13 protein-coding genes are annotated in these 19,438 nt (G+C 54.7%); 11 read left to right on the forward strand and 2 right to left on the reverse strand.

What is annotated here, in order from left to right; all coding sequences use genetic code 11:
* Window positions 1-198 precede the first annotated feature (198 nt).
* From RAC65_RS13350 to gntU, 4 genes are all read left to right on the forward strand, one after another.
* The gene (locus RAC65_RS13350) at window positions 199-894 is read left to right on the forward strand and encodes a pirin family protein (RefSeq protein ID WP_033738177.1); all 696 of its coding nucleotides are present in this window, start codon (window positions 199-201) and stop codon (window positions 892-894) included.
* 108 nt (window positions 895-1,002) lie between these two features.
* Complete coding sequence (gntR, locus tag RAC65_RS13355) at window positions 1,003-1,998, forward strand: gluconate operon transcriptional repressor GntR (RefSeq protein WP_375096797.1); 996 nt, start codon at window positions 1,003-1,005, stop codon at window positions 1,996-1,998.
* Between the two features lie 136 nt (window positions 1,999-2,134).
* Window positions 2,135-2,671, forward strand: a complete 537-nt coding sequence (gene gntK / locus RAC65_RS13360) for a gluconokinase (RefSeq protein WP_006121033.1) — start codon at window positions 2,135-2,137, stop codon at window positions 2,669-2,671.
* 3 nt (window positions 2,672-2,674) lie between these two features.
* A complete protein-coding gene (gntU, locus tag RAC65_RS13365; RefSeq protein WP_039342707.1) occupies window positions 2,675-4,015 on the forward strand; it encodes a gluconate transporter in 1,341 nt (446 codons plus the stop codon).
* Window positions 4,016-4,057: 42 nt separating this feature from the next.
* Here gntU and RAC65_RS13370 read toward each other — a convergent pair whose 3' ends face one another.
* Complete coding sequence (locus RAC65_RS13370; protein WP_006121032.1) at window positions 4,058-4,651, reverse strand: YhgN family NAAT transporter; 594 nt, start codon at window positions 4,649-4,651, stop codon at window positions 4,058-4,060.
* Window positions 4,652-4,870: 219 nt separating this feature from the next.
* On the opposite strand from RAC65_RS13370, the gene asd reads away from it, so the two are divergent.
* The 6 genes from asd to glgP all read left to right on the forward strand — a co-directional run bounded on the left by asd (window position 4,871) and on the right by glgP (window position 16,306).
* A complete protein-coding gene (gene asd, locus RAC65_RS13375) occupies window positions 4,871-5,980 on the forward strand; it encodes an aspartate-semialdehyde dehydrogenase (protein WP_033738171.1) in 1,110 nt (369 codons plus the stop codon).
* An 897-nt stretch (window positions 5,981-6,877) separates the two neighbouring features.
* Window positions 6,878-9,061: a 1,4-alpha-glucan branching enzyme gene (gene glgB / locus RAC65_RS13380; protein WP_324029510.1), complete on the forward strand. Its 2,184-nt coding sequence runs from the start codon at window positions 6,878-6,880 to the stop codon at window positions 9,059-9,061.
* Window positions 9,058-11,037: a glycogen debranching protein GlgX gene (gene glgX, locus RAC65_RS13385; protein WP_193751023.1), complete on the forward strand. Its 1,980-nt coding sequence runs from the start codon at window positions 9,058-9,060 to the stop codon at window positions 11,035-11,037. Before glgB ends, glgX begins: the two co-directional genes overlap by 4 nt.
* Window positions 11,038-11,050: 13 nt before the next feature.
* Complete coding sequence (glgC, locus tag RAC65_RS13390) at window positions 11,051-12,343, forward strand: glucose-1-phosphate adenylyltransferase (protein ID WP_033738167.1); 1,293 nt, start codon at window positions 11,051-11,053, stop codon at window positions 12,341-12,343.
* Between the two features lie 63 nt (window positions 12,344-12,406).
* A complete protein-coding gene (gene glgA / locus RAC65_RS13395) occupies window positions 12,407-13,840 on the forward strand; it encodes a glycogen synthase GlgA (RefSeq protein ID WP_033738165.1) in 1,434 nt (477 codons plus the stop codon).
* An 18-nt stretch (window positions 13,841-13,858) separates the two neighbouring features.
* The gene (glgP, locus tag RAC65_RS13400) at window positions 13,859-16,306 is read left to right on the forward strand and encodes a glycogen phosphorylase (protein ID WP_375096798.1); all 2,448 of its coding nucleotides are present in this window, start codon (window positions 13,859-13,861) and stop codon (window positions 16,304-16,306) included.
* 1,068 nt (window positions 16,307-17,374) lie between these two features.
* Here the strand turns inward: glgP and glpD are convergent.
* On the reverse strand, window positions 17,375-18,880 hold the full coding sequence (gene glpD / locus RAC65_RS13405) for a glycerol-3-phosphate dehydrogenase (RefSeq protein WP_039342698.1): 1,506 nt from the start codon (window positions 18,878-18,880) through the stop codon (window positions 17,375-17,377).
* A gap of 231 nt (window positions 18,881-19,111) precedes the next feature.
* Between glpD and glpE the strand changes: the two genes are divergently transcribed.
* Window positions 19,112-19,438 carry a thiosulfate sulfurtransferase GlpE gene (glpE, locus tag RAC65_RS13410; protein WP_006121025.1) on the forward strand — a complete coding sequence of 109 codons (327 nt, stop codon included), beginning with the start codon at window positions 19,112-19,114 and terminating at the stop codon, window positions 19,436-19,438.

A 19,438-nucleotide genomic window follows, 5' to 3' on the forward strand; every position in this document is an offset into this window, starting at 1 on the left:
TTGCTCACATTGCTTCCAGTATTATTTAGCCAGCCGGGTGCTGGCTTTTTTTTTGCGCGCCCGTCCTGCTTTCCTTCAGTTCCGTTCAACAACCCCTTGCCAGAGGTTCATAATTTTTGAACAGAGAGGTGAAGTTTTTCAGCTATCAATCTTTCTCACCTGATACCAAACTATAAAAAACAGTGAGGAGATTTGAACATGATCTATTTACGTAAAGCTGAAGAACGTGGCCACGCTAATCATGGCTGGCTGGACAGCTGGCACACCTTCTCGTTTGCCAACTATTACGATGCAAATTTTATGGGCTTCTCAGCCCTGCGGGTGATTAATGAAGATGTGATCGATCCCGGCCAGGGATTTGGTACGCATCCGCATAAAGACATGGAAATTTTGACCTATGTCCTGTCGGGTACCGTGGAACACCAGGACAGCATGGGCAACAAGGAACAGATTCCCGCGGGTGAGTTCCAGATCATGAGTGCAGGTACCGGCGTACGTCATTCAGAATACAACGCCAGCAAAACAGAACCGCTGCATCTTTACCAAATCTGGATCATTCCAGAGCGCACGGGGATTGAGCCGCGTTACGATCAGCGTCGCTTTCCGGATGTGCAGGGTCGCCAGTTTATCCTCACCCCGGATGCCCGTGACGGTTCGCTCAAAGTCTGGCAGGACATGACGCTATCGCGCTGGGTATTTGCGGCAGGCGAAAGCGACAGCGTGACCATTGAGCCGGGACGCCGTATCTGGATTCAGGTTGTCAAAGGCGACGTGAAGGTGAACGGGCAATCCGCGTCAAACAGTGATGCCTTTGCCGTTTGGGACGAAACTGGCCTGACGCTTGAAGCCGACAGCGCGGCCGAAGTGTTGTTGTTTGACCTGCCGCCGGTCTGAGCCTGAAGGGGGCGAGCCTGTCTCGCCCCATCGCCCCATTAGCAATCTGCCTGTAAAAAAGTGGTAGACTCGTCATCATGTGCTTTCAGCGAGATCCAGGCGCTTACGATGAAGAAGAAAAGACCGGTTCTACAGGACGTTGCCGATCGTATCGGTATCACCAAAATGACTGTCAGTCGTTATCTGCGCAATCCTGAGCAGGTGTCGGTTGCGCTGGGGGAGAAGATCGCCGTTGCGCTGGATGAATTGGGTTACATCCCCAATCGCGCCCCCGATATGCTGTCCAACGCGACCAGCCGCGCCATCGGCGTGTTGCTGCCCTCGCTGACCAATCAGGTGTTCGCCGATGTTCTGCGGGGAATCGAAGCGGTGACGGATGAAGCCGGTTACCAGACGCTGGTGGCACACTTTGGTTATAACCCGGAAAAAGAGGAGCGCCAGCTGCGGTCGCTGCTTGGCTGGAACATCGATGGCGTGATTCTGACCGAACGCACACATACAGCAGGGACGTTACGCATGCTGGAGGTGGCCGGTATTCCGGTGATTGAAATGATGGACAGCGTTACGCCCTGTCTGGATATGGCGGTAGGCTTTGACAACGTCGAAGCCGCCCGGCAAATGACGCTGGCGATTCTGAAAAAAGGGCACCGTCATACCGTTTATCTGGGCGCGCGCCTGGATGAACGCACGCTGCAAAAGCAGCGGGGTTATGAAAGTGCCATGCGCGAAGCCGGATTAACGCCGCGCAGTGTCATGATGGAAGAAGCCTCCTCTTTCAGTGCCGGTGGCGAATTGCTCCGCGAAGCGCAGCGACGCTATCCTCAGACGGACAGCCTGTTCTGTACCAACGACGATTTGGCGGTGGGCGCGATGTTTGAGTGCCAGCGTCAGAGGCTTCAGGTGCCTTCCCAAATGGCTATTGCCGGTTTTCACGGTCATGATATCAGTCAGGTGGTGACGCCTGCGCTGGCGACGGTTCTGACGCCGCGAGACCAAATAGGTCGTGAATCGGCCGCGTTGTTACTGGCGCGCATTGCCGGTGAAAACCGGGTCAGCCAGCCGCTGGATATGGGATTTGCTATTGTGGAAGGCGGCAGTATCTGATTCGCGCAAATTTATGAGTCAGCTCACACTTTAAGGCTTCAGTCAGTAAAAAGGTTGCCAGAGTGTAATGTCACCAGGAGAATGATAAGCATCATTGTTATCGGTAACATGGCACATTGACTTGCCGGAGTAGAAAATGACGACGCAATCCACGCCACATCACGTTTTTATTTTGATGGGTGTTTCAGGCAGCGGCAAATCCGTTGTGGCAAACCGGGTCTCCCACCAGTTGAACACCGCTTTTCTCGATGGCGATTTTCTTCATCCCCGCGCCAATATCTTAAAGATGGCAGAAGGCCATCCGCTGGACGATAACGACCGTTTGCCATGGTTACAGGCATTGAATGACGCGGCGTTCGCCATGCAACGTACGCAGGCGATCTCCATCATCGTCTGCTCAGCGTTGAAAAAGCATTACCGCGATATGCTTCGACAGGGCAACGACAACCTGCGTTTTGTCTACCTGAAAGGGGATTTCGATACCATCGAATCGCGTCTGAAAGCGCGCAAAGGGCACTTCTTTAAGCCGCAAATGCTGGTAACACAATTTGCGACGCTGGAAGAGCCGGGTGCGGATGAAACGGATGTGCTGGCTGTCGATATCACGCACTCCCTGGACGAGGTTGTAGCGGCAACGGTTGCAACCATTAAGGATGCAATCAATCAAGGCTAGACCATGAATACCGCAACACTTATTTTGACTGCAGCAGGCTCTGTCCTGCTGCTGCTTTTTCTGGTGATGAAAGCCCGGATGCATGCTTTTCTTGCCCTGATGTTGGTTTCTGTAGGCGCGGGTCTGTTGTCGGGCATGCCGCTGGATAAAATCGCGGAAACGATGCAGAAAGGCATGGGCGGCACGCTCGGTTTCTTAGCCATCGTCGTGGCGCTGGGTGCCATGTTTGGCAAGATCCTGCATGAAACCGGGGCGGTGGATCAGATTGCGATTCGCATGCTGAAAACCTTTGGCGAGAGCCGGGCGCATTTTGCCATGGGCATTGCCGGCTTAATCTGCGCGCTGCCGCTGTTCTTTGAGGTGGCCGTAGTGCTGCTGATTAGCATCGCATTCGCTGTCGCCAGGCGGACAGGGGATAACCTGGTCAGGCTGGTTATTCCCTTGTTTGCCGGTGTGGCGGCGGCGGCGGCCTTTTTGCTGCCGGGCCCTGCGCCCATGCTGTTAGCTTCGCAAATGCATGCGGATTTCGGCTGGATGATTTTGCTTGGGCTGTGTGCCGCTCTGCCGGGCATGCTGATTGCCGGGCCGTTGTTTGGCAATTTTATCGCGAAGCGCGTAACGTTCAGCGCACCACCGGAAGATCATCAGCCCGACGTTGATGCCGGCAAGTTGCCCTCTTTTGGCTTTAGCCTGGCGCTTATCCTGTTTCCACTTGTGCTGGTCGGGCTGAAAACCATTGGTGCACGCTTCACCGCTGAGGGCTCTACACTTTACGAGTGGCTGGAATTCATCGGGCATCCCTTCATCGCGATTCTGCTGGCCTGCCTGGTCGCTATCTATGGCCTGGCGTACCGTCAGGGCATGGATAAAGAAAAAGTGATGCAGATTTGTGGCAGTGCGCTGCAGCCTGCGGGGATTATTTTGCTGGTAATAGGAGCGGGCGGCGTCTTTAAACAGGTGCTGGTTGATTCTGGCGTAGGGCCGGTACTGGGCAATGCCTTGACCGGTGCCGGGCTGCCGGTTGCCCTGGCCTGTTTTATTCTGTCCGGTGCGGTCCGGGTGATTCAGGGGTCGGCGACGGTGGCCTGCCTGACGACGGTGGGCTTGATCATGCCGGTGATAGAACCGTTGCATTACTCCGGCGCACAGCTGGCAGCCTTGTCCATTTGCATCGGCGGCGGTTCCATTATTATCAGCCATGTTAATGATGCGGGCTTCTGGTTGTTTGGCCGCTTCACCGGCGCGACCGAAGGTGAAACGCTCAAGACATGGACGCTGATGGAAACCATTTTAGGCACCGTGGGCGCGGTGGTCGGGATGATCGCCTTTACCCTGCTCACCTGAGCGATTTAACCCGGGCAACGCTGCCCGGGTTAACGCCGACAACTATAGCTTCAGATACACACGAATCCCGTCTAAAAACATCTGCGTCGCCAGCATAATCAGGATCAATCCCATCAGGCGTTCCAGTGCGTTAACGCCTTTGTCCCCCAGCAGACGCAGAAACAGGCCCGATAACAGCAGGATCATCACCGTTACGCCCCAGGCGATGAGTAAGGCTCCAACCAGGTGCGACATCTGGTTTGGATACTGGTGAGATAACAGCATCAGTGTCGCCAGCAGTGAAGGCCCCGCCACCAGTGGGATGGCCAGCGGCACCAGAAAGGGTTCTTCGCCCGCCGGTAACCCGGTACTGCTGCTTTCCGGCGAGGGGAAAATCATCTTAATAGCGATTAAAAACAGAATAACGCCACCGGAAATGGAGACGGTTTCGGTACGCAGATTAAGGAAGGCCAGAATGCGTTCGCCCGTGAATAAAAACAACAACATGATGATAAGGGCAATCAGCATTTCGCGAATAAGCACGACGCGCCGACGTTTGGGTTCCAGATGCTTTAAAACCGACATAAAAATCGGCAAATTGCCCAACGGATCCATTATTAACAACAACAATATTGTTGCTGAGATCATTTCAGTCATTCGTTTAACATCTTCTCGTTATAGATAAAGCCGGGTTATTAGCAGGGCTGCTGAAAAAGTTGGCCCGATTACATTAATTCACTTGCCAGAAAATCTGCATTTTGTAGAGTTAATCATCACAGGCAACGTTGATTATTACGCAGAGTGGCGTGAAAGTACCACGACACTTTTCCCTTCGATGAGAAAGTCAGGTGTTTATCACCCTGAAACGGATATGACATGAAGAATGTAGGTTTAGTGGGTTGGCGCGGTATGGTGGGTTCAGTGCTGATGTCCCGCATGAGTGAAGAACGTGATTTTGATGTAATCAATCCGGTCTTCTTCTCCACTTCACAACATGGTGAAGCGGCCCCGACGTTTGCGGGCAAACAGCAGGGAACATTGCAGGACGCCTTTGATATTGACGCGTTGAAGGCGCTGGATATCATCATTACTTGCCAGGGCGGCGACTATACCTCTGAGGTGTATCCGAAATTGCGTGCCAGTGGCTGGAATGGCTACTGGATTGATGCGGCGTCCACGCTGCGCATGAAAGACGATGCCATTATTATCCTGGATCCGGTTAACCATCAGGTTATTCGTCAGGGCATCGACAGCGGCATCAAAACTTTTGTTGGCGGCAACTGTACGGTGAGTCTGATGTTGATGTCACTGGGCGGCCTGTTCGCACATGATTTGGTTGAATGGGTTTCCGTGGCTACGTATCAGGCTGCGTCCGGGGGCGGTGCCCGTCACATGCGCGAGCTGCTCACACAGATGGGCATGCTGCACGATCACGTGGCGACCTCGTTGCAAAATCCTGCCTCTGCCATTCTGGATATCGAACGTAGCGTGACGGATTTCACGCGCTCTGGCACGTTGCCGACGGATAATTTCGGCGTGCCGTTAGCGGGCAGCCTGATTCCGTGGATCGACAAGCAGCTTGATAATGGCCAAAGCCGCGAAGAGTGGAAAGGACAGGCTGAGACTAACAAGATTCTGGCGACCCCGCGCGTCATTCCTGTCGATGGACTTTGCGTCCGTGTCGGTGCGCTGCGCTGTCACAGTCAGGCTTTCACGCTGAAACTTAAAAAGGATCTGCCGCTGGCCGAGATTGAGCAACTGCTGGCGTCCCATAATGAATGGGTAAAAGTCGTGCCTAACGATCGTGAAATCACTATGCGTGAACTGACGCCTGCGGCGGTAACGGGGACGCTGAACACGCCGGTCGGCCGTCTGCGCAAACTGAATATGGGACCAGAATACCTCTCGGCCTTTACCGTGGGCGATCAGCTACTGTGGGGTGCGGCTGAGCCGTTGCGCCGCATGTTACGTCTGTTGATCGACTAAATCTGAAAGACGAAAAAGACCGGTTTTTTCTGGTCTTTTTTCTACAAATCCCTGCAAACTGTTCTACCGTTACGATCACTAAGTGATCCGCTTCCCCTTTTTGCCTGTCCAGAAATAAATTTTTGCTGATCTGCTCTGTCAACGCTCGCCGCCAAGCTATGATTTAACAAGGGCGTGTAACAGACGGGCTGTTTTAATGTATTCACTAACTGGTTGTTGTGGCTGGTAAAGACAGACTTTTTTCGGTGCAAGCTGGCCGCGTTTTTTTTCAAAAGGCGCGTGGTTCCGGCGTGTGAGCAGCATCCTGTCACACTGTTAACGCACACTCGGCAGTTGTCCGTTTTATGTCATGTTAAAGCGGCCAGGGAAATGTCGCCGTGGCTCACGGCTCCCGGCGCGTAAGACAGGTGGCGAGTCCGGCAGGCCGTTGACCGCCTTTCGTCCATACGGCACGCAGGCAAGATGATCGCGCCAAAAAAAGATACTGCATTTGAGTGAAGATTATGAGACATAGATCCGTTATGTATTAATATATTTTACTGTTTTTCATCATTGTGCAAGGGCGCTCACATACCGGATCCGCGGTTTAAGTCGACGGTATACAGGAAAATCGTCCGAATGGCGCAGGATTGCATCAGGAACCGGACGGTAGGGAAAAGTCAAAATTATCTAATGTCTCGGAGTGCCGGATAGTCGTCTGGTGATACTGCGGGATTGGCATCAAGCAGACAGGCTTAATGCTTACTGGTTGTGATTTAAGGAGGCGCGTGGTGACAAGCGTTTTTTGCTGGCGCCCACGCCGCTGTACTCATGGCTCAATGAAGAGCAGCGCAAGAGATATGCGATAGCGCGTGCATCGTGGTCTTTTAGCCTGCCAACTATCACAGGAAGAAAGTCATGTCAGAGCTACCCGATCGCCAGGCGATCAATGCCCTTTTTGCGGGTAACTATTCCGACCCCTTTTCGCTGCTGGGGATGCATAAAACGGAAAACGGTCTTGAAGTGCGGGCGTTGCTCCCCGAGGCCCTTGAAGTCTGGGTTATCGAAACCTCCACAGGACGTAAGCTTGCTCAACTGAAATGCGATGACGCGCGCGGGTTTTTCAGCGGCGTTATTCCTCGTCGTAAAAATCCCTTTCGCTATCAACTGGCTGTGAACTGGCATGGTCAGCAAAACCTCATCGATGATGCTTACCGCTTTGGTCCTCTGTTGCAGGAGATGGATTTGTGGCTGCTGGCGGAAGGAACTCACCTTCGGCCTTATGAAACCCTGGGCGCGCACGGTGATGTGATTGATGGCGTCATCGGCACGCGTTTCTGCGTCTGGGCTCCTAATGCGCGTCGTGTCTCCGTTGTCGGTGATTTCAACTTTTGGGATGGCCGTCGCCATCCGATGCGTTTGCGCCAGGAAATGGGGGTCTGGGAGCTGTTTGTTCCCGGGGCCATTAACGGGCAGCTCTATAAATTTGAAATCATCGATGCGCAGGGTCAGTTGCGAATCAAAGCCGATCCCTATGCCTTTGAGGCGCAAATGCGGCCACAAACGGCCTCGATGATTTGTGGCCTGCCAGAAAAAGTCGAGATGTCCGAGGCCCGTAAAGCGGCCAATGATTTCGACAAGCCTGTTTCTATTTACGAAGTTCACCTGGGATCGTGGCGCCGCCATACCGACAACAACTTCTGGCTCAGCTACAAAGAGCTGGCTGAACAGTTGGTGCCTTACGTGAAAGAGATGGGGTTTACCCATATCGAATTGCTGCCCATCAATGAGCATCCTTTTGACGGCAGTTGGGGCTATCAGCCGCTGGGCATGTATGCGCCCACGCGCCGTTTTGGCACCCGGGATGATTTCCGTCACTTTATCGAGGCGGCCCATGCGGCGGGACTCAACGTTCTGCTGGACTGGGTGCCAGGCCATTTCCCCAGCGATGACTTTGGCCTGGCGAAATACGATGGCACAGAACTGTACGAACACAGCGATCCGCGTGAAGGCTACCATCAGGACTGGAACACACTGATTTACAACTTTGGTCGCCGCGAAGTCAGTAACTATCTGTCAGGCAATGCGCTTTACTGGCTGGAACGTTTTGGTATTGATGGTCTGCGCGTGGATGCCGTTGCTTCAATGATCTATCGCGATTACAGCCGCGCCGAGGGCGAATGGATCCCCAATCAATATGGCGGTCGGGAAAATCTCGAAGCGATTAACTTCCTGCGCTACACCAACCGCACGCTGGGGCATGTCGCGCCCGGTACGGTGACGATGGCCGAAGAGTCTACCGATTATCCCGGCGTTTCACGTCCTCCTGAAAGCGGCGGCCTGGGATTCTGGTACAAATGGAATCTGGGCTGGATGCATGACACGCTCGACTACATGAAGCTCGATCCCGTTCATCGCCGTTACCATCACAACCTGATGAGCTTTGGCATCATGTACAACTACAGCGAAAACTTTGTCCTGCCGTTGTCCCATGACGAGGTGGTGCACGGTAAACGCTCTATCCTGGATCGCATGCCCGGCGACGCCTGGCAAAAATTTGCCAACCTCCGCGCCTACTACGGCTGGATGTGGGCATTCCCGGGTAAAAAACTGCTGTTTATGGGCAACGAATTCGCACAGGGCAAAGAGTGGAACCATGATGTCAGCCTGGACTGGCATTTGCTGGAAGGGGAAGACAACTGGCACCACGGTGTGCAGCGTCTGGTGCGTGATTTGAACCATACCTACCAATATTACACCCCGCTTCATCAGCTTGATTTCGATCCGGCCGGATTCGAATGGCTGGTGGTGGATGACGCCGAACATTCAGTTTTTGCCTTTGTGCGTCGCGATCGTGAAGGCAATGAAATCATTGTCGTCAGCAACTTTACGCCTGTACCGCGGCCGGGCTATCGCTTTGGCGTCAATCAGGCGGGCAGCTGGCGCGAAGTCATCAATACCGATCAGCATGACTATCACGGCAGCGACGTACGTAATCATCGTGTTCATACCGATCAGCAGGAAAGCCACGGTCGTCCCCAGTCACTGAGCCTGAACTTACCGCCGCTGGCGACGGTATGGTTGGTGCGGGAGGGAGAATGATCGTGCGTGCCGGACATCCCCACCCGCTGGGTGCCAGCTATGACGGGAAGGGCGTAAACTTTACGCTGTTCTCCCATCATGCTGAGCGCGTTGAACTCTGCCTGTTCGACGAGAACGGGCTTGAGCAGCGCGTTGAACTCCCTGCGCGTAGCGGCGATATCTGGCACGGTTATCTTCCGGGCGTCCAGCCCGGACAGCGCTATGGTTACCGGGTTTATGGCCCCTGGGCACCGCAGGCGGGGCATGTTTTCAATCCCGCCAGGCTGCTGGTCGATCCCTGTGCCAAAGCAGTGCTGGGCGACATCCCCGACGATCCGCGTTTCCACTGTGGCTACACGGAGCCCGACACACGCGATAACGCGGCGCTGGCACCCAAATCTGTCGTGGTGATGGAGGATTTCGACTGGCAGGGAGATCAGGCGCCGCGCACGCCATGGGGCAGCAGCGTGATTTATGAAGCCCATGTTCGCGGTTTGACCCAGCTGCATCCCGGTATTCCTGAGGCACTGCGTGGCACTTATGCCGCACTGGCGCATCCTGTGATGATCGATTACCTGCTCCAACTGGGCATTACGGCTATCGAGTTACTGCCTGTGGCCCACTTTGCCAGCGAGCCGCGCCTGTTGCGTCTGGGCTTAACCAACTACTGGGGCTATAACCCTTTTGCCCTCTGGGCGGTCGATCCTCGTTATGCTTCCGGCCAGGATGGGCTGTCTCCGCTGCAGGAGTTTCAGCAGACGGTGAAGCGCCTGCATGCTGCGGGCATCGAAGTGCTCCTGGACGTGGTGTTTAACCATACGGCAGAACTGGATGAGACCGGGCCGACAATATCCTTTCGCGGCATCGACAATGCCAGCTATTACTGGCTCGACGACCAGGGCGGTTATCACAACTGGACTGGCTGCGGTAACACACTCAATCTGAGCCATCCTCAGGTCATGAACTGGATACTGGAGGCGTTGCGCTACTGGGTGCGCGTCTGCCACGTGGATGGCTTTCGCTTTGATCTGGCACCGGTTCTGGGGCGTGAGCCTGACTACCATCGCGACGCCGCGCTGTTCGAGGCCATACGCGGCTGCCCGATCCTCTCAACGGTCAAACTGATTGCCGAGCCCTGGGATATTGGCCCCAATGGTTATCAGGTAGGGAATTTCCCCGCACAGTTTGCTGAGTGGAACGATCAGTTTCGTGACACGGCCCGCCGGACGTGGCTGCATGGGGATGTGACGATGGGGGATTTTGTCCGCCGGTTTGCCGCCTCAAGCGACCTTTTTCAGCACAATGGCCGCAAGCCCCATGCCAGCCTGAATATGATCACCGCGCATGATGGTTTCACGCTGCGCGATCTGGTGAGCTTCAGTCAAAAACATAATGAAGCCAACGGCGAACAAAACCGTGACGGACACGGTAACAATTACAGCCATAACCATGGTACAGAAGGATTGGTGGTCAGTGCGGATGTGGCCCAGCGCCGCAGGCGCAGCACGGAAGCGCTGCTGACGACGTTGTTGCTTGCTCAGGGCACACCGATGCTGCTGGCCGGGGACGAGCGTGGTCAAACCCAGCACGGCAACAATAATGCTTACTGCCAGGACAACCCACTGACCTGGCTCAAGTGGGACGATGAAGAAAAAGGCCTTGTCGACTTTACCGCATCGCTGATTCACCTGCGTAAGCGCATTCCGGCACTCACTGCGGATAGCTGGTGGCAGAACGAGGACGGCAATGTCGAGTGGCTGGATGACCAGGGTAAACCTGTGGATGAAGGCGGCTGGAAGCAGGGCATGCGCAGGTTGCAAATTCTGCTCTCTGGTTGCTGGTTAATAACAATAAATGCGACAGATACGCAATGTGATATCGCCTTACCAGACGGAGAATGGCACGTCCTTCCTCCTTTTACCGGGGAATGTAACCCCATCCGATTAACTGTCTGGCATGGTCCCGCACACGCTGTGTGTGTGTTCCAAAAGCAATGATAAGGAGTCAGACATGGTTAAATTAGAAAGAGCAGAACATCTTATGCTGGCGCGCCAGCTCCCTACACAAACCATCGCCCTTGTACTCGCTGGAGGACGCGGGACGCGCCTGGTGGATCTGACCGCCAAACGCGCCAAGCCCGCCGTTCATTTTGGCGGCAAATTCCGCATTATCGATTTTGCGCTCTCCAACTGTGTTAACTCCGGCATTCGCCGTATCGGCGTCATTACGCAGTATCAATCTCATACGTTAACCCAACATATTCAGCGTGGTTGGTCTATCTTCAACGAAGAGATGAATGAATTTGTTGATCTGCTTCCGGCTCAGCAGCGGTTTTCCACTGAGCACTGGTATCGCGGCACAGCGGATGCGGTGACCCAGAACCTCGACGTTATCCGGCGTTACAACGCGCAGTATGTGGTTATCCTGGCAGGCGATCACATCTACAAAATGGATTACTCCAGAATGCTGCTGGATCACGTGCTGAACGATGCCCGCTGCACGATCGCGTGTCTGCCGGTGCCCGTCGCAGAGGCGACCGCGTTTGGTGTGATGGCGGTTGACGAAAACAATAAAGTAATCGATTTCGTGGAGAAGCCGCCGAAGCCGCCAACCATGCCGGGCGATGACACAAAATCGCTGGCCAGCATGGGGATTTACGTTTTCGACGCCGAGTATCTCTATGGTTTGCTGGAGGACGATCTGCATCAGGCCGGTTCAAGCCACGATTTCGGCAAAGATATTTTGCCGAAGGTCGTAGAAAGTGGTGAGGGCTACGCCCATTCATTTGCGATCTCTTGTGTGCAAAACGATCACGAGGCTCCGCCTTACTGGCGGGATGTCGGTACGCTGGAGGCTTACTGGCGTGCGAACCTCGATTTGGCCTCGGTCACACCGGAACTGGATATGTACGACAGCAGCTGGCCGATTCGTACCCATATGGAACCCTTACCCCCGGCGAAGTTTGTCCAGGACCGTTCCGGTAGCCATGGTATGACAATGAATTCCCTGGTCTCTGGCGGCTGCATTATTTCGGGCTCGGTGGTCGTGAATTCGGTTATGTTTTCCCGCGTGCGGGTGAACTCATTTTGCAACATTGATTCAACGGTACTGCTGCCTGATGTGGTGGTTGGCCGATCCTGTCGTCTGCGCCGCTGCGTCATTGACCGCGCCTGTGTGTTGCCAGAAGGGATGGTGATTGGTGAAAACCCTGATGAAGACAGCCGCCGCTTTTTCCGTTCAGAAGAAGGCATTGTACTGGTAACCCGCGCCATGCTGGCCAAACTCAGTAGTGCGGGACAATAAACGACAAGCGGCACACAACCCATCGGCACGAGGATCGTGCCTGGTAACTTAATGAGGTCGAGGATGCAGGTTTTACATGTCTGTTCAGAACTTTTCCCGCTGTTGAAAACGGGCGGGCTGGCTGATGTAGTCGGGGCATTACCTCAGGCACAAATTGCGGGTGGAACAGATACGCGAGTGTTACTTCCCGCGTTTCCTGCATTACGTAAAGGAATACCGGATACGCAGTTGGTGGCGGAGTTGCAGACGTTTGCCGGGCCCGTTCGCTTACTGTTTGGGCAGTTTGATGGGGTAGGCATTTACCTTATTGATGCCCCTGATCTCTATGATCGTCCGGGTAGTCCTTATCATGATGAATCGCAGTTTGCCTACGTCGACAACTATTTACGCTTTGCTTTACTGGGGTGGATGGGCTGTGAGTTAGGCTGCGGTCTGGACAGCTACTGGCGGCCCGATATCGTCCACGCACACGACTGGCATGCAGGGCTGACCTGTGCCTATCTTGAAGCGCGTGGACGGCCTGCAAAATCCGTTTTCACCGTGCATAACCTGGCCTATCAGGGACTGTTTTCCGCGCATCATCTGGATCAGATTCAGCTGCCACAATCCTTTTTTAATATGTACGGCCTGGAGTTTTTTGGACAGATCTCGTATCTGAAAGCGGGCCTGTTTTACGCAGATCATGTGACGGCCGTAAGCCCAACCTATGCGCATGAAATCACCACGCCCGAATACGGTTACGGCATGGAAACCCTGCTGGCCCAACGGATGCGCGAAGGGCGTTTAAGCGGTGTGTTAAATGGTGTCGATCCGGCAATCTGGGATCCCTCCCATGATCTGCTGCTGAGCTCACGCTATAACCGCGATACGCTGGAAGCCAAAGCGGAAAACAAGCGTCAGCTGCAGGTGGCAATGGGACTGAAGGTGGACGACAAAGCCCCCGTCTTTGCCGTGATCAGCCGCCTGACCCGACAGAAAGGGCTGGATCTGGTACTGGAAGCGCTGCCCGGTTTGCTGGCTCAGGGCGGACAACTGGTGCTGTTAGGGCAAGGTGATGCCGAACTGCAACAGGGTTTCCTGGCCGCTGCGGCGGAACATCCTGGCAGTGTTGGCGTACAGATTGGCTACCACGAAGCGTTTTCGCATCGCATTGTTGGCGGCGCGGATGTCATCATGGTGCCAAGCCGCTTCGAGCCTTGTGGTCTGACACAGCTCTACGGACTGAAATATGGCACCCTGCCATTAGTGCGTCGCACGGGCGGCCTGGCCGATACGGTAAACGACAGTTCGCTGGAAAACCTTGCGGATGGTATTGCCAGTGGATTCAGTTTTGAAGACAGTAATGCCTGGTCTTTATTAAGGGCCATTCGTCGCGCGTTTGTGTTGTGGTCTCGCCCTTCACTGTGGCGTTATGTGCAGCGTCAGGCGATGGGGATGGATTTTAGCTGGCAGGTCGCCGCTCAAGCCTACCGCGATCTTTATCAACGTTTGTTGTAACGGATTGGGAAACTGAAAATGAATACACCATTCACTTACGCTTCACCTACGTTGACGGTTGATGCTTTAAAGCACTCAATTGCATACAAACTGATGTTCACCATTGGTAAAGACCCTTCCATTGCGAATAAACACGAATGGCTGAACGCCGCACTGCTGGCCGTGCGCGATCGTATGGTTGAGCGCTGGCTGCGCTCTAACCGCGCGCAACTTTCTCAGGATGTGCGGCAGGTTTATTACCTGTCGATGGAATTTCTGATGGGGCGCACGTTGGGCAATGCTTTGCTGGCAATGGGGATCTACGACGATCTCAATCTGGCGCTCGACGAAATGGGCCTCGATCTGGCCGAGTTGATGGAAGAAGAGAACGATCCCGGTCTGGGTAACGGTGGTTTGGGTCGCCTCGCGGCCTGCTTCCTGGACTCGCTGGCAACGCTCGGTATGCCGGGCCGCGGCTACGGCATTCGCTACGATTACGGCATGTTCAAACAGAATATTGTGGATGGCGAGCAGAAAGAGTCACCGGATTACTGGCTTGAATACGGCAACCCGTGGGAGTTCCAGCGTTTCAACACCCGTTATAAAGTTCGCTTCGGTGGCCGTGTTCAGCACGAAGGGGCCAAGGTTCGCTGGCTGGAAACCGAAGAGATTCTGGCTATGGCCTACGATCAAATCATCCCCGGCTACGATACGGATTCTACTAACACGTTACGTTTGTGGGGCGCGCAGGCCAGTAACGAAATCAACCTGGGTAAATTCAATCAGGGTGACTATTTTGCGGCTGTGGAAGACAAGAACCACTCAGAAAACGTGTCCCGCGTGCTTTACCCCGACGACTCAACCTATTCCGGTCGGGAACTGCGTTTGCGCCAGGAATATTTCCTCGTGTCGGCTACGGTGCAGGACATTCTGAATCGTCACTGGACGATGCACCGGACCTGGGGCAACCTGCCGGACAAAATTGCCATTCACCTCAATGACACCCATCCGGTGCTGGCGATTCCCGAGCTGATGCGGTTGTTGATTGATGAGCATAAATTTACCTGGGATGATGCGTTCGATGTGTGCTGCCAGGTGTTTTCGTATACCAACCACACCTTGATGAGCGAAGCGCTGGAAACCTGGCCGGTAGATATGATTGGCAAGATCCTGCCGCGCCACCTCAGCATCATTTTTGAAATCAACGACTTTTTCCTTAAAACGATTCAGGAATATTATCCTGACGACTGGGATCTGCTGTCGCGCATTTCTATCATTGATGAGAACGACGGGCGCCGGGTGCGTATGGCCTGGCTGGCCGTGGTCGTCAGTCACAAGGTCAATGGCGTTTCAGAGCTGCACTCGAACCTGATGGTTCAGTCCCTGTTTGCCGATTTCTCCCGCCTGTTCCCCGGCCGTTTCTGCAACAAAACCAATGGCGTTACGCCGCGCCGCTGGCTGGCGCTGGCAAACCCACCTCTGTCTGAATTACTGGATGAGCAGATTGGTCGTAACTGGCGGACAGATTTAAGCCAGCTCAGCGAGCTGAAAGCCTGTATCGATTACCCGGCCTTTATTGAGAAAGTGGCGGATGCCAAGCTGGAAAACAAAAAACGGCTCGCCGTCTGGGTGGCGAAAAACCTCGATGTGGTGATCGATCCTAACGCGTTGTTCGACGTTCAGATCAAGCGTATTCATGAGTATAAGCGCCAGTTACTTAACGTCCTGCACGTGATTACCCGTTACAACCGCATCAAGGCCGATCCCGATGCCGAGTGGGTGCCGCGCGTGAATATTTTTGCGGGTAAAGCGGCTTCGGCGTACTACGTTGCCAAGCACATTATCCATTTGATTAACGATGTGGCGAAGGTGATTAACAATGATCCTCAGGTTAAAAATAAGCTGAAGGTCGTCTTTATCCCTAACTACAGCGTGAGTCTGGCGCAGATTATTATTCCGGCAGCCGATCTCTCTGAGCAAATCTCGACAGCAGGTACCGAAGCCTCGGGCACCAGTAACATGAAATTTGCCCTCAACGGTGCGCTGACCATTGGCACGCTGGACGGTGCCAATGTCGAAATGCTGGAGCATGTGGGCAAAGAAAACTTCTTTATTTTTGGTAACACCACTCCGCAGGTCGAAGCCTTGCGTCAGGCAGGCTACAACCCGCGTAAGTACTATGAAGAAGATGCCGAACTGCACCAGGTGCTCACCCAGCTCGCCTCGGGTGTCTTTAGCCCGCAGGATCCGGGCCGCTACCGTAACCTGTTCGATTTGCTGGTGAACTTTGGCGATCACTACCAGTTGCTGGCGGATTACCGCAGTTATGTGGATACGCAGGATAAGGTCGATGAACTGTATCGTCAGCCAGACGAATGGCAGCGCCGCGCCGCCATGAACATCGCCGGCATGGGCTATTTCTCGTCTGACCGCACGATTCAGGAGTATGCGGATGAGATCTGGAATATTTCGCCGGTGAGGTTGTAGCCTGGCGATAAAGTTGAGATTGAGGGGGGCTGGTGACAGCCCCTTTTTTATTGGGGCGTTGTTCGTGGGGTGAGGGTTTACGGTTGTGCGCCGGGAATATTTTGCCCGCGGGGCGGGGGAGATTACGGTTGTGTGTCGGGAATATTTTGCCCGCGGGGCGGGGGAGATTACGGTCGTGCGCCGGGAATATTTTGCCCGCCGGGCGGGGGAGATTACAGTCGTACGCCGGGAATATTTTGCGCGCCGGGCGGGGGAGATTACGGTCCTGCACCGGGAATTTTCCGCCCGCCAGGCGATGGCAGTTTCAGCCTGTCCGTGCAGGCGGCCGGGTTAAGGGGCTCGCGCCAGCCCCTTAACAATCCCGGCGGCCGTCAGCCGTCGCTGTGCCTTCGTCACTCACTCCGGCCTGACGGACCGTCCGGATGCGCCCTCCCTGGCGCAGCCGTCCTCTGCGCGGCATCCTGCCGCTCCGTCCTGGCCTCCGTTCCCTCCTCAGCGCGCCGGATGCCGGCAGAAAAACCCCCGCCTGCCAGTCCTGGTTTTTTAAAAAAAGCGGGTGTTGTCTGTTTGAATGTGTTCAGTGAGGCTTAAAAAGAGAAGACTTGATAAACGGGGAGTGCTTCAGAACCCACAAGAGCAGGTTTTGCGATTACTTACAGCGACACCGGAAGTGGCTTTAACACAGAGATAGTGAAGCGGGGGTTTGGGGCGGCCTTCCCACCCGCTGAGCGGATGAGGGATTTCCGGATGAGCCGACAGGACGTCGGCGAGAGCCGGGCCGCGCCACGGATGGCGCGTCCTGGCGGTCCGCAGAAATCCTGAAGGAGCGAAGGCACCGCGCAGCGGCGGGTGGGCAGGACGGGAGCCCGGGGTCAAGGGGCCGCGGCGGCTGGCGGCCCCTTGTCGGTCGCCCGCACCGGGCAGACTGAAACTCCAGGCCGCCTGGCGGGCGAAACCCTCTCAGCGTTTCATCAGCCGCTTTCCCACCACCGCCCAGCCGCGTAGGCAAAAAAAAACGGCACAACAGGCCGTAACCTGTTGTGCCGCACGCTCAACGCTGACGCGCTGTTACGAGGCCAGCGACAGCGTCGGCTTGGCCTTCTCCGCCAGCCACTCAGCGATACGGGCCTGCTGGGCTTCGTTGAGCCACATACCTTGCTTGGTGCGGCGCCAGATAGCGTCGTCGACTTCACGCACCCATTCATGCTGAACAAGGTAACGCAGTTCGGCCTCATAAAACTCGTGGCCAAAGTTCTCACCCAGATCTTCCAGCGACGTTGCATCGTTGAGCAGCAGTTCCGTGTTGCTGCCGTAAGTGCGGGAATAGTGGCGCGCCATGTTTTCAGTAATAAACGGATAACGGCGGCGCAGGCTGGCAGCGTAGTCATCACTGGTGCCAGAGATATTACCGCCGGGCAATACGCAGTTCTTCGTCCAGGCCGGGCCAGCCTTGGGATAATACTTCGCCAGTTTCTCCATCGCATGCTCAGCCAGCTTGCGATAGGTCGTTAATTTACCGCCAAAGACCGACAGTAATGGCGTTTTACCGTTTTCATCACGGACGTCCAGCGTGTAGTCACGGGTGATGGCCTGCGGCGAATCCGATTCATCATCACACAGCGGGCGCACGCCGGAATAGGTCCAGACGATATCGTCTGGCGTTAACTGCTTTTTAAAGTGGCCGTTGTACACTTTCAGGATGTAGTCGATTTCGTTGTCGTCAATAGCGACATTTTTCGGATCGCCTTTATATTCCACGTCGGTTGTGCCGATGATGGAAAACTCGTCCATCCACGGAATGACAAACACAATGCGGTTATCTTCGTTTTGCAGGATATAAGCCTGCTTCTCATTGTGAACGCGTGGCACCACGATATGGCTGCCTTTGATCAGGCGGATACCGTAGGGCGACTTCAGCGCCAGCCCGTCGTCAAAGAACTGCTTAACCCAGGGGCCGGCTGCGTTGACCAGACCTTTAGCCTGCCAGGTCAAGGTTTTGCCGCTGTCAATGTCTTCTGCTTCGACCATCCACAGGCCATTTTCACGCCACGCGCGGGTAACGCGGGTACGGGTGCGCACTTCACCGCCATGCTTAACCACTTCCTGCGCATTGAGGACGACCATACGGGCATCATCGACCCAGCAGTCGGAATACTCGAAACCACGTTTAATTTCAGGCTTCAGCGCCGAATCCGGCCCAAAGGTCAGGCTTTTACTGCCCGGCAGGCTGGTGCGTTTGCCCAGGTGGTCATACATGAACAGACCGGTGCGAATCATCCAGGCCGGGCGCAGATGCGGACGGTGCGGCAGGCGGAAACGCATCGGGAACGCGATATGCGGTGCCATTTTTAGCAGCACTTCGCGCTCAGCCAGCGCTTCACTTACCAGACGAAACTCATAATGTTCAAGGTAGCGCAGGCCACCATGAATCAGTTTTGAACTGGCGGAAGAGGTCGCGCAAGCCAGGTCCCGCGCCTCTAGCATTAACACCGACAGTCCGCGTCCTGCAGCGTCTGCTGCGATGCCAGCACCGTTGATGCCGCCGCCGATAACGATCAGGTCTTTGGTTTCCACGTTGTCTCCTCCGATGTTCGGAATAGTTCACTTATGTTCGTTTTCGAGCATAATCATAATCGCAAACCAACATTGATGCCAGTATTTAACCGCTTAAAAACAATTTTGCGTGATATGGATAACATTATGTGTGCGGAAAGGTGAGTAGCCACAATTATTGTCAGGTTATTGCCGAGGATTATCGGGTTACACTAGCTGTCATTTTGATGATGAAACATGATGAGAGACACCATGGAAACCTACCAATGTATCGATGTTCACCAGGCGCAGGCGCATCTTGAGCAGGGCGCAGTGCTGGTGGATATTCGCGATGCGCAAAGTTTTGCACTCGGCCATGCCCGCGGCGCCTTGCATTTGTCGAACAGCAACCTCAATGATTTCATCAGCACCACTGACATGAGCCTGCCTGTACTGGTGATGTGCTATCACGGCAACAGCAGTAAGGGTGCGGCGGACTATCTGCATGGTCAGGGATTTGCCACGGCTTACAGTATAGATGGCGGATTTGACGCCTGGCGCGCCGCCTTTCCTCAACAGGTTGCCAGCGGCGCTGAATAA

This window comes from Pantoea sp. BS_8 (genome assembly GCF_041954965.1).
Lineage (GTDB): Bacteria > Pseudomonadota > Gammaproteobacteria > Enterobacterales > Enterobacteriaceae > Pantoea > Pantoea stewartii.

Excerpts from the sequence above, each read along its gene's own strand:
- RAC65_RS13350 (WP_033738177.1), top strand. The coding sequence starts at position 199 with ATGATCTATTTACGTAAAGCTGAAGAACGTGGCCACGCTAATCATGGC.
- gntR (WP_375096797.1), top strand. The coding sequence starts at position 1,003 with ATGAAGAAGAAAAGACCGGTTCTACAGGACGTTGCCGATCGTATCGGT.
- gntK (WP_006121033.1), top strand. The coding sequence starts at position 2,135 with ATGACGACGCAATCCACGCCACATCACGTTTTTATTTTGATGGGTGTT.
- gntU (WP_039342707.1), top strand. The coding sequence starts at position 2,675 with ATGAATACCGCAACACTTATTTTGACTGCAGCAGGCTCTGTCCTGCTG.
- RAC65_RS13370 (WP_006121032.1), bottom strand. The coding sequence starts at position 4,651 with ATGACTGAAATGATCTCAGCAACAATATTGTTGTTGTTAATAATGGAT.
- asd (WP_033738171.1), top strand. The coding sequence starts at position 4,871 with ATGAAGAATGTAGGTTTAGTGGGTTGGCGCGGTATGGTGGGTTCAGTG.
- glgB (WP_324029510.1), top strand. The coding sequence starts at position 6,878 with ATGTCAGAGCTACCCGATCGCCAGGCGATCAATGCCCTTTTTGCGGGT.
- glgX (WP_193751023.1), top strand. The coding sequence starts at position 9,058 with ATGATCGTGCGTGCCGGACATCCCCACCCGCTGGGTGCCAGCTATGAC.
- glgC (WP_033738167.1), top strand. The coding sequence starts at position 11,051 with ATGGTTAAATTAGAAAGAGCAGAACATCTTATGCTGGCGCGCCAGCTC.
- glgA (WP_033738165.1), top strand. The coding sequence starts at position 12,407 with ATGCAGGTTTTACATGTCTGTTCAGAACTTTTCCCGCTGTTGAAAACG.
- glgP (WP_375096798.1), top strand. The coding sequence starts at position 13,859 with ATGAATACACCATTCACTTACGCTTCACCTACGTTGACGGTTGATGCT.
- glpE (WP_006121025.1), top strand. The coding sequence starts at position 19,112 with ATGGAAACCTACCAATGTATCGATGTTCACCAGGCGCAGGCGCATCTT.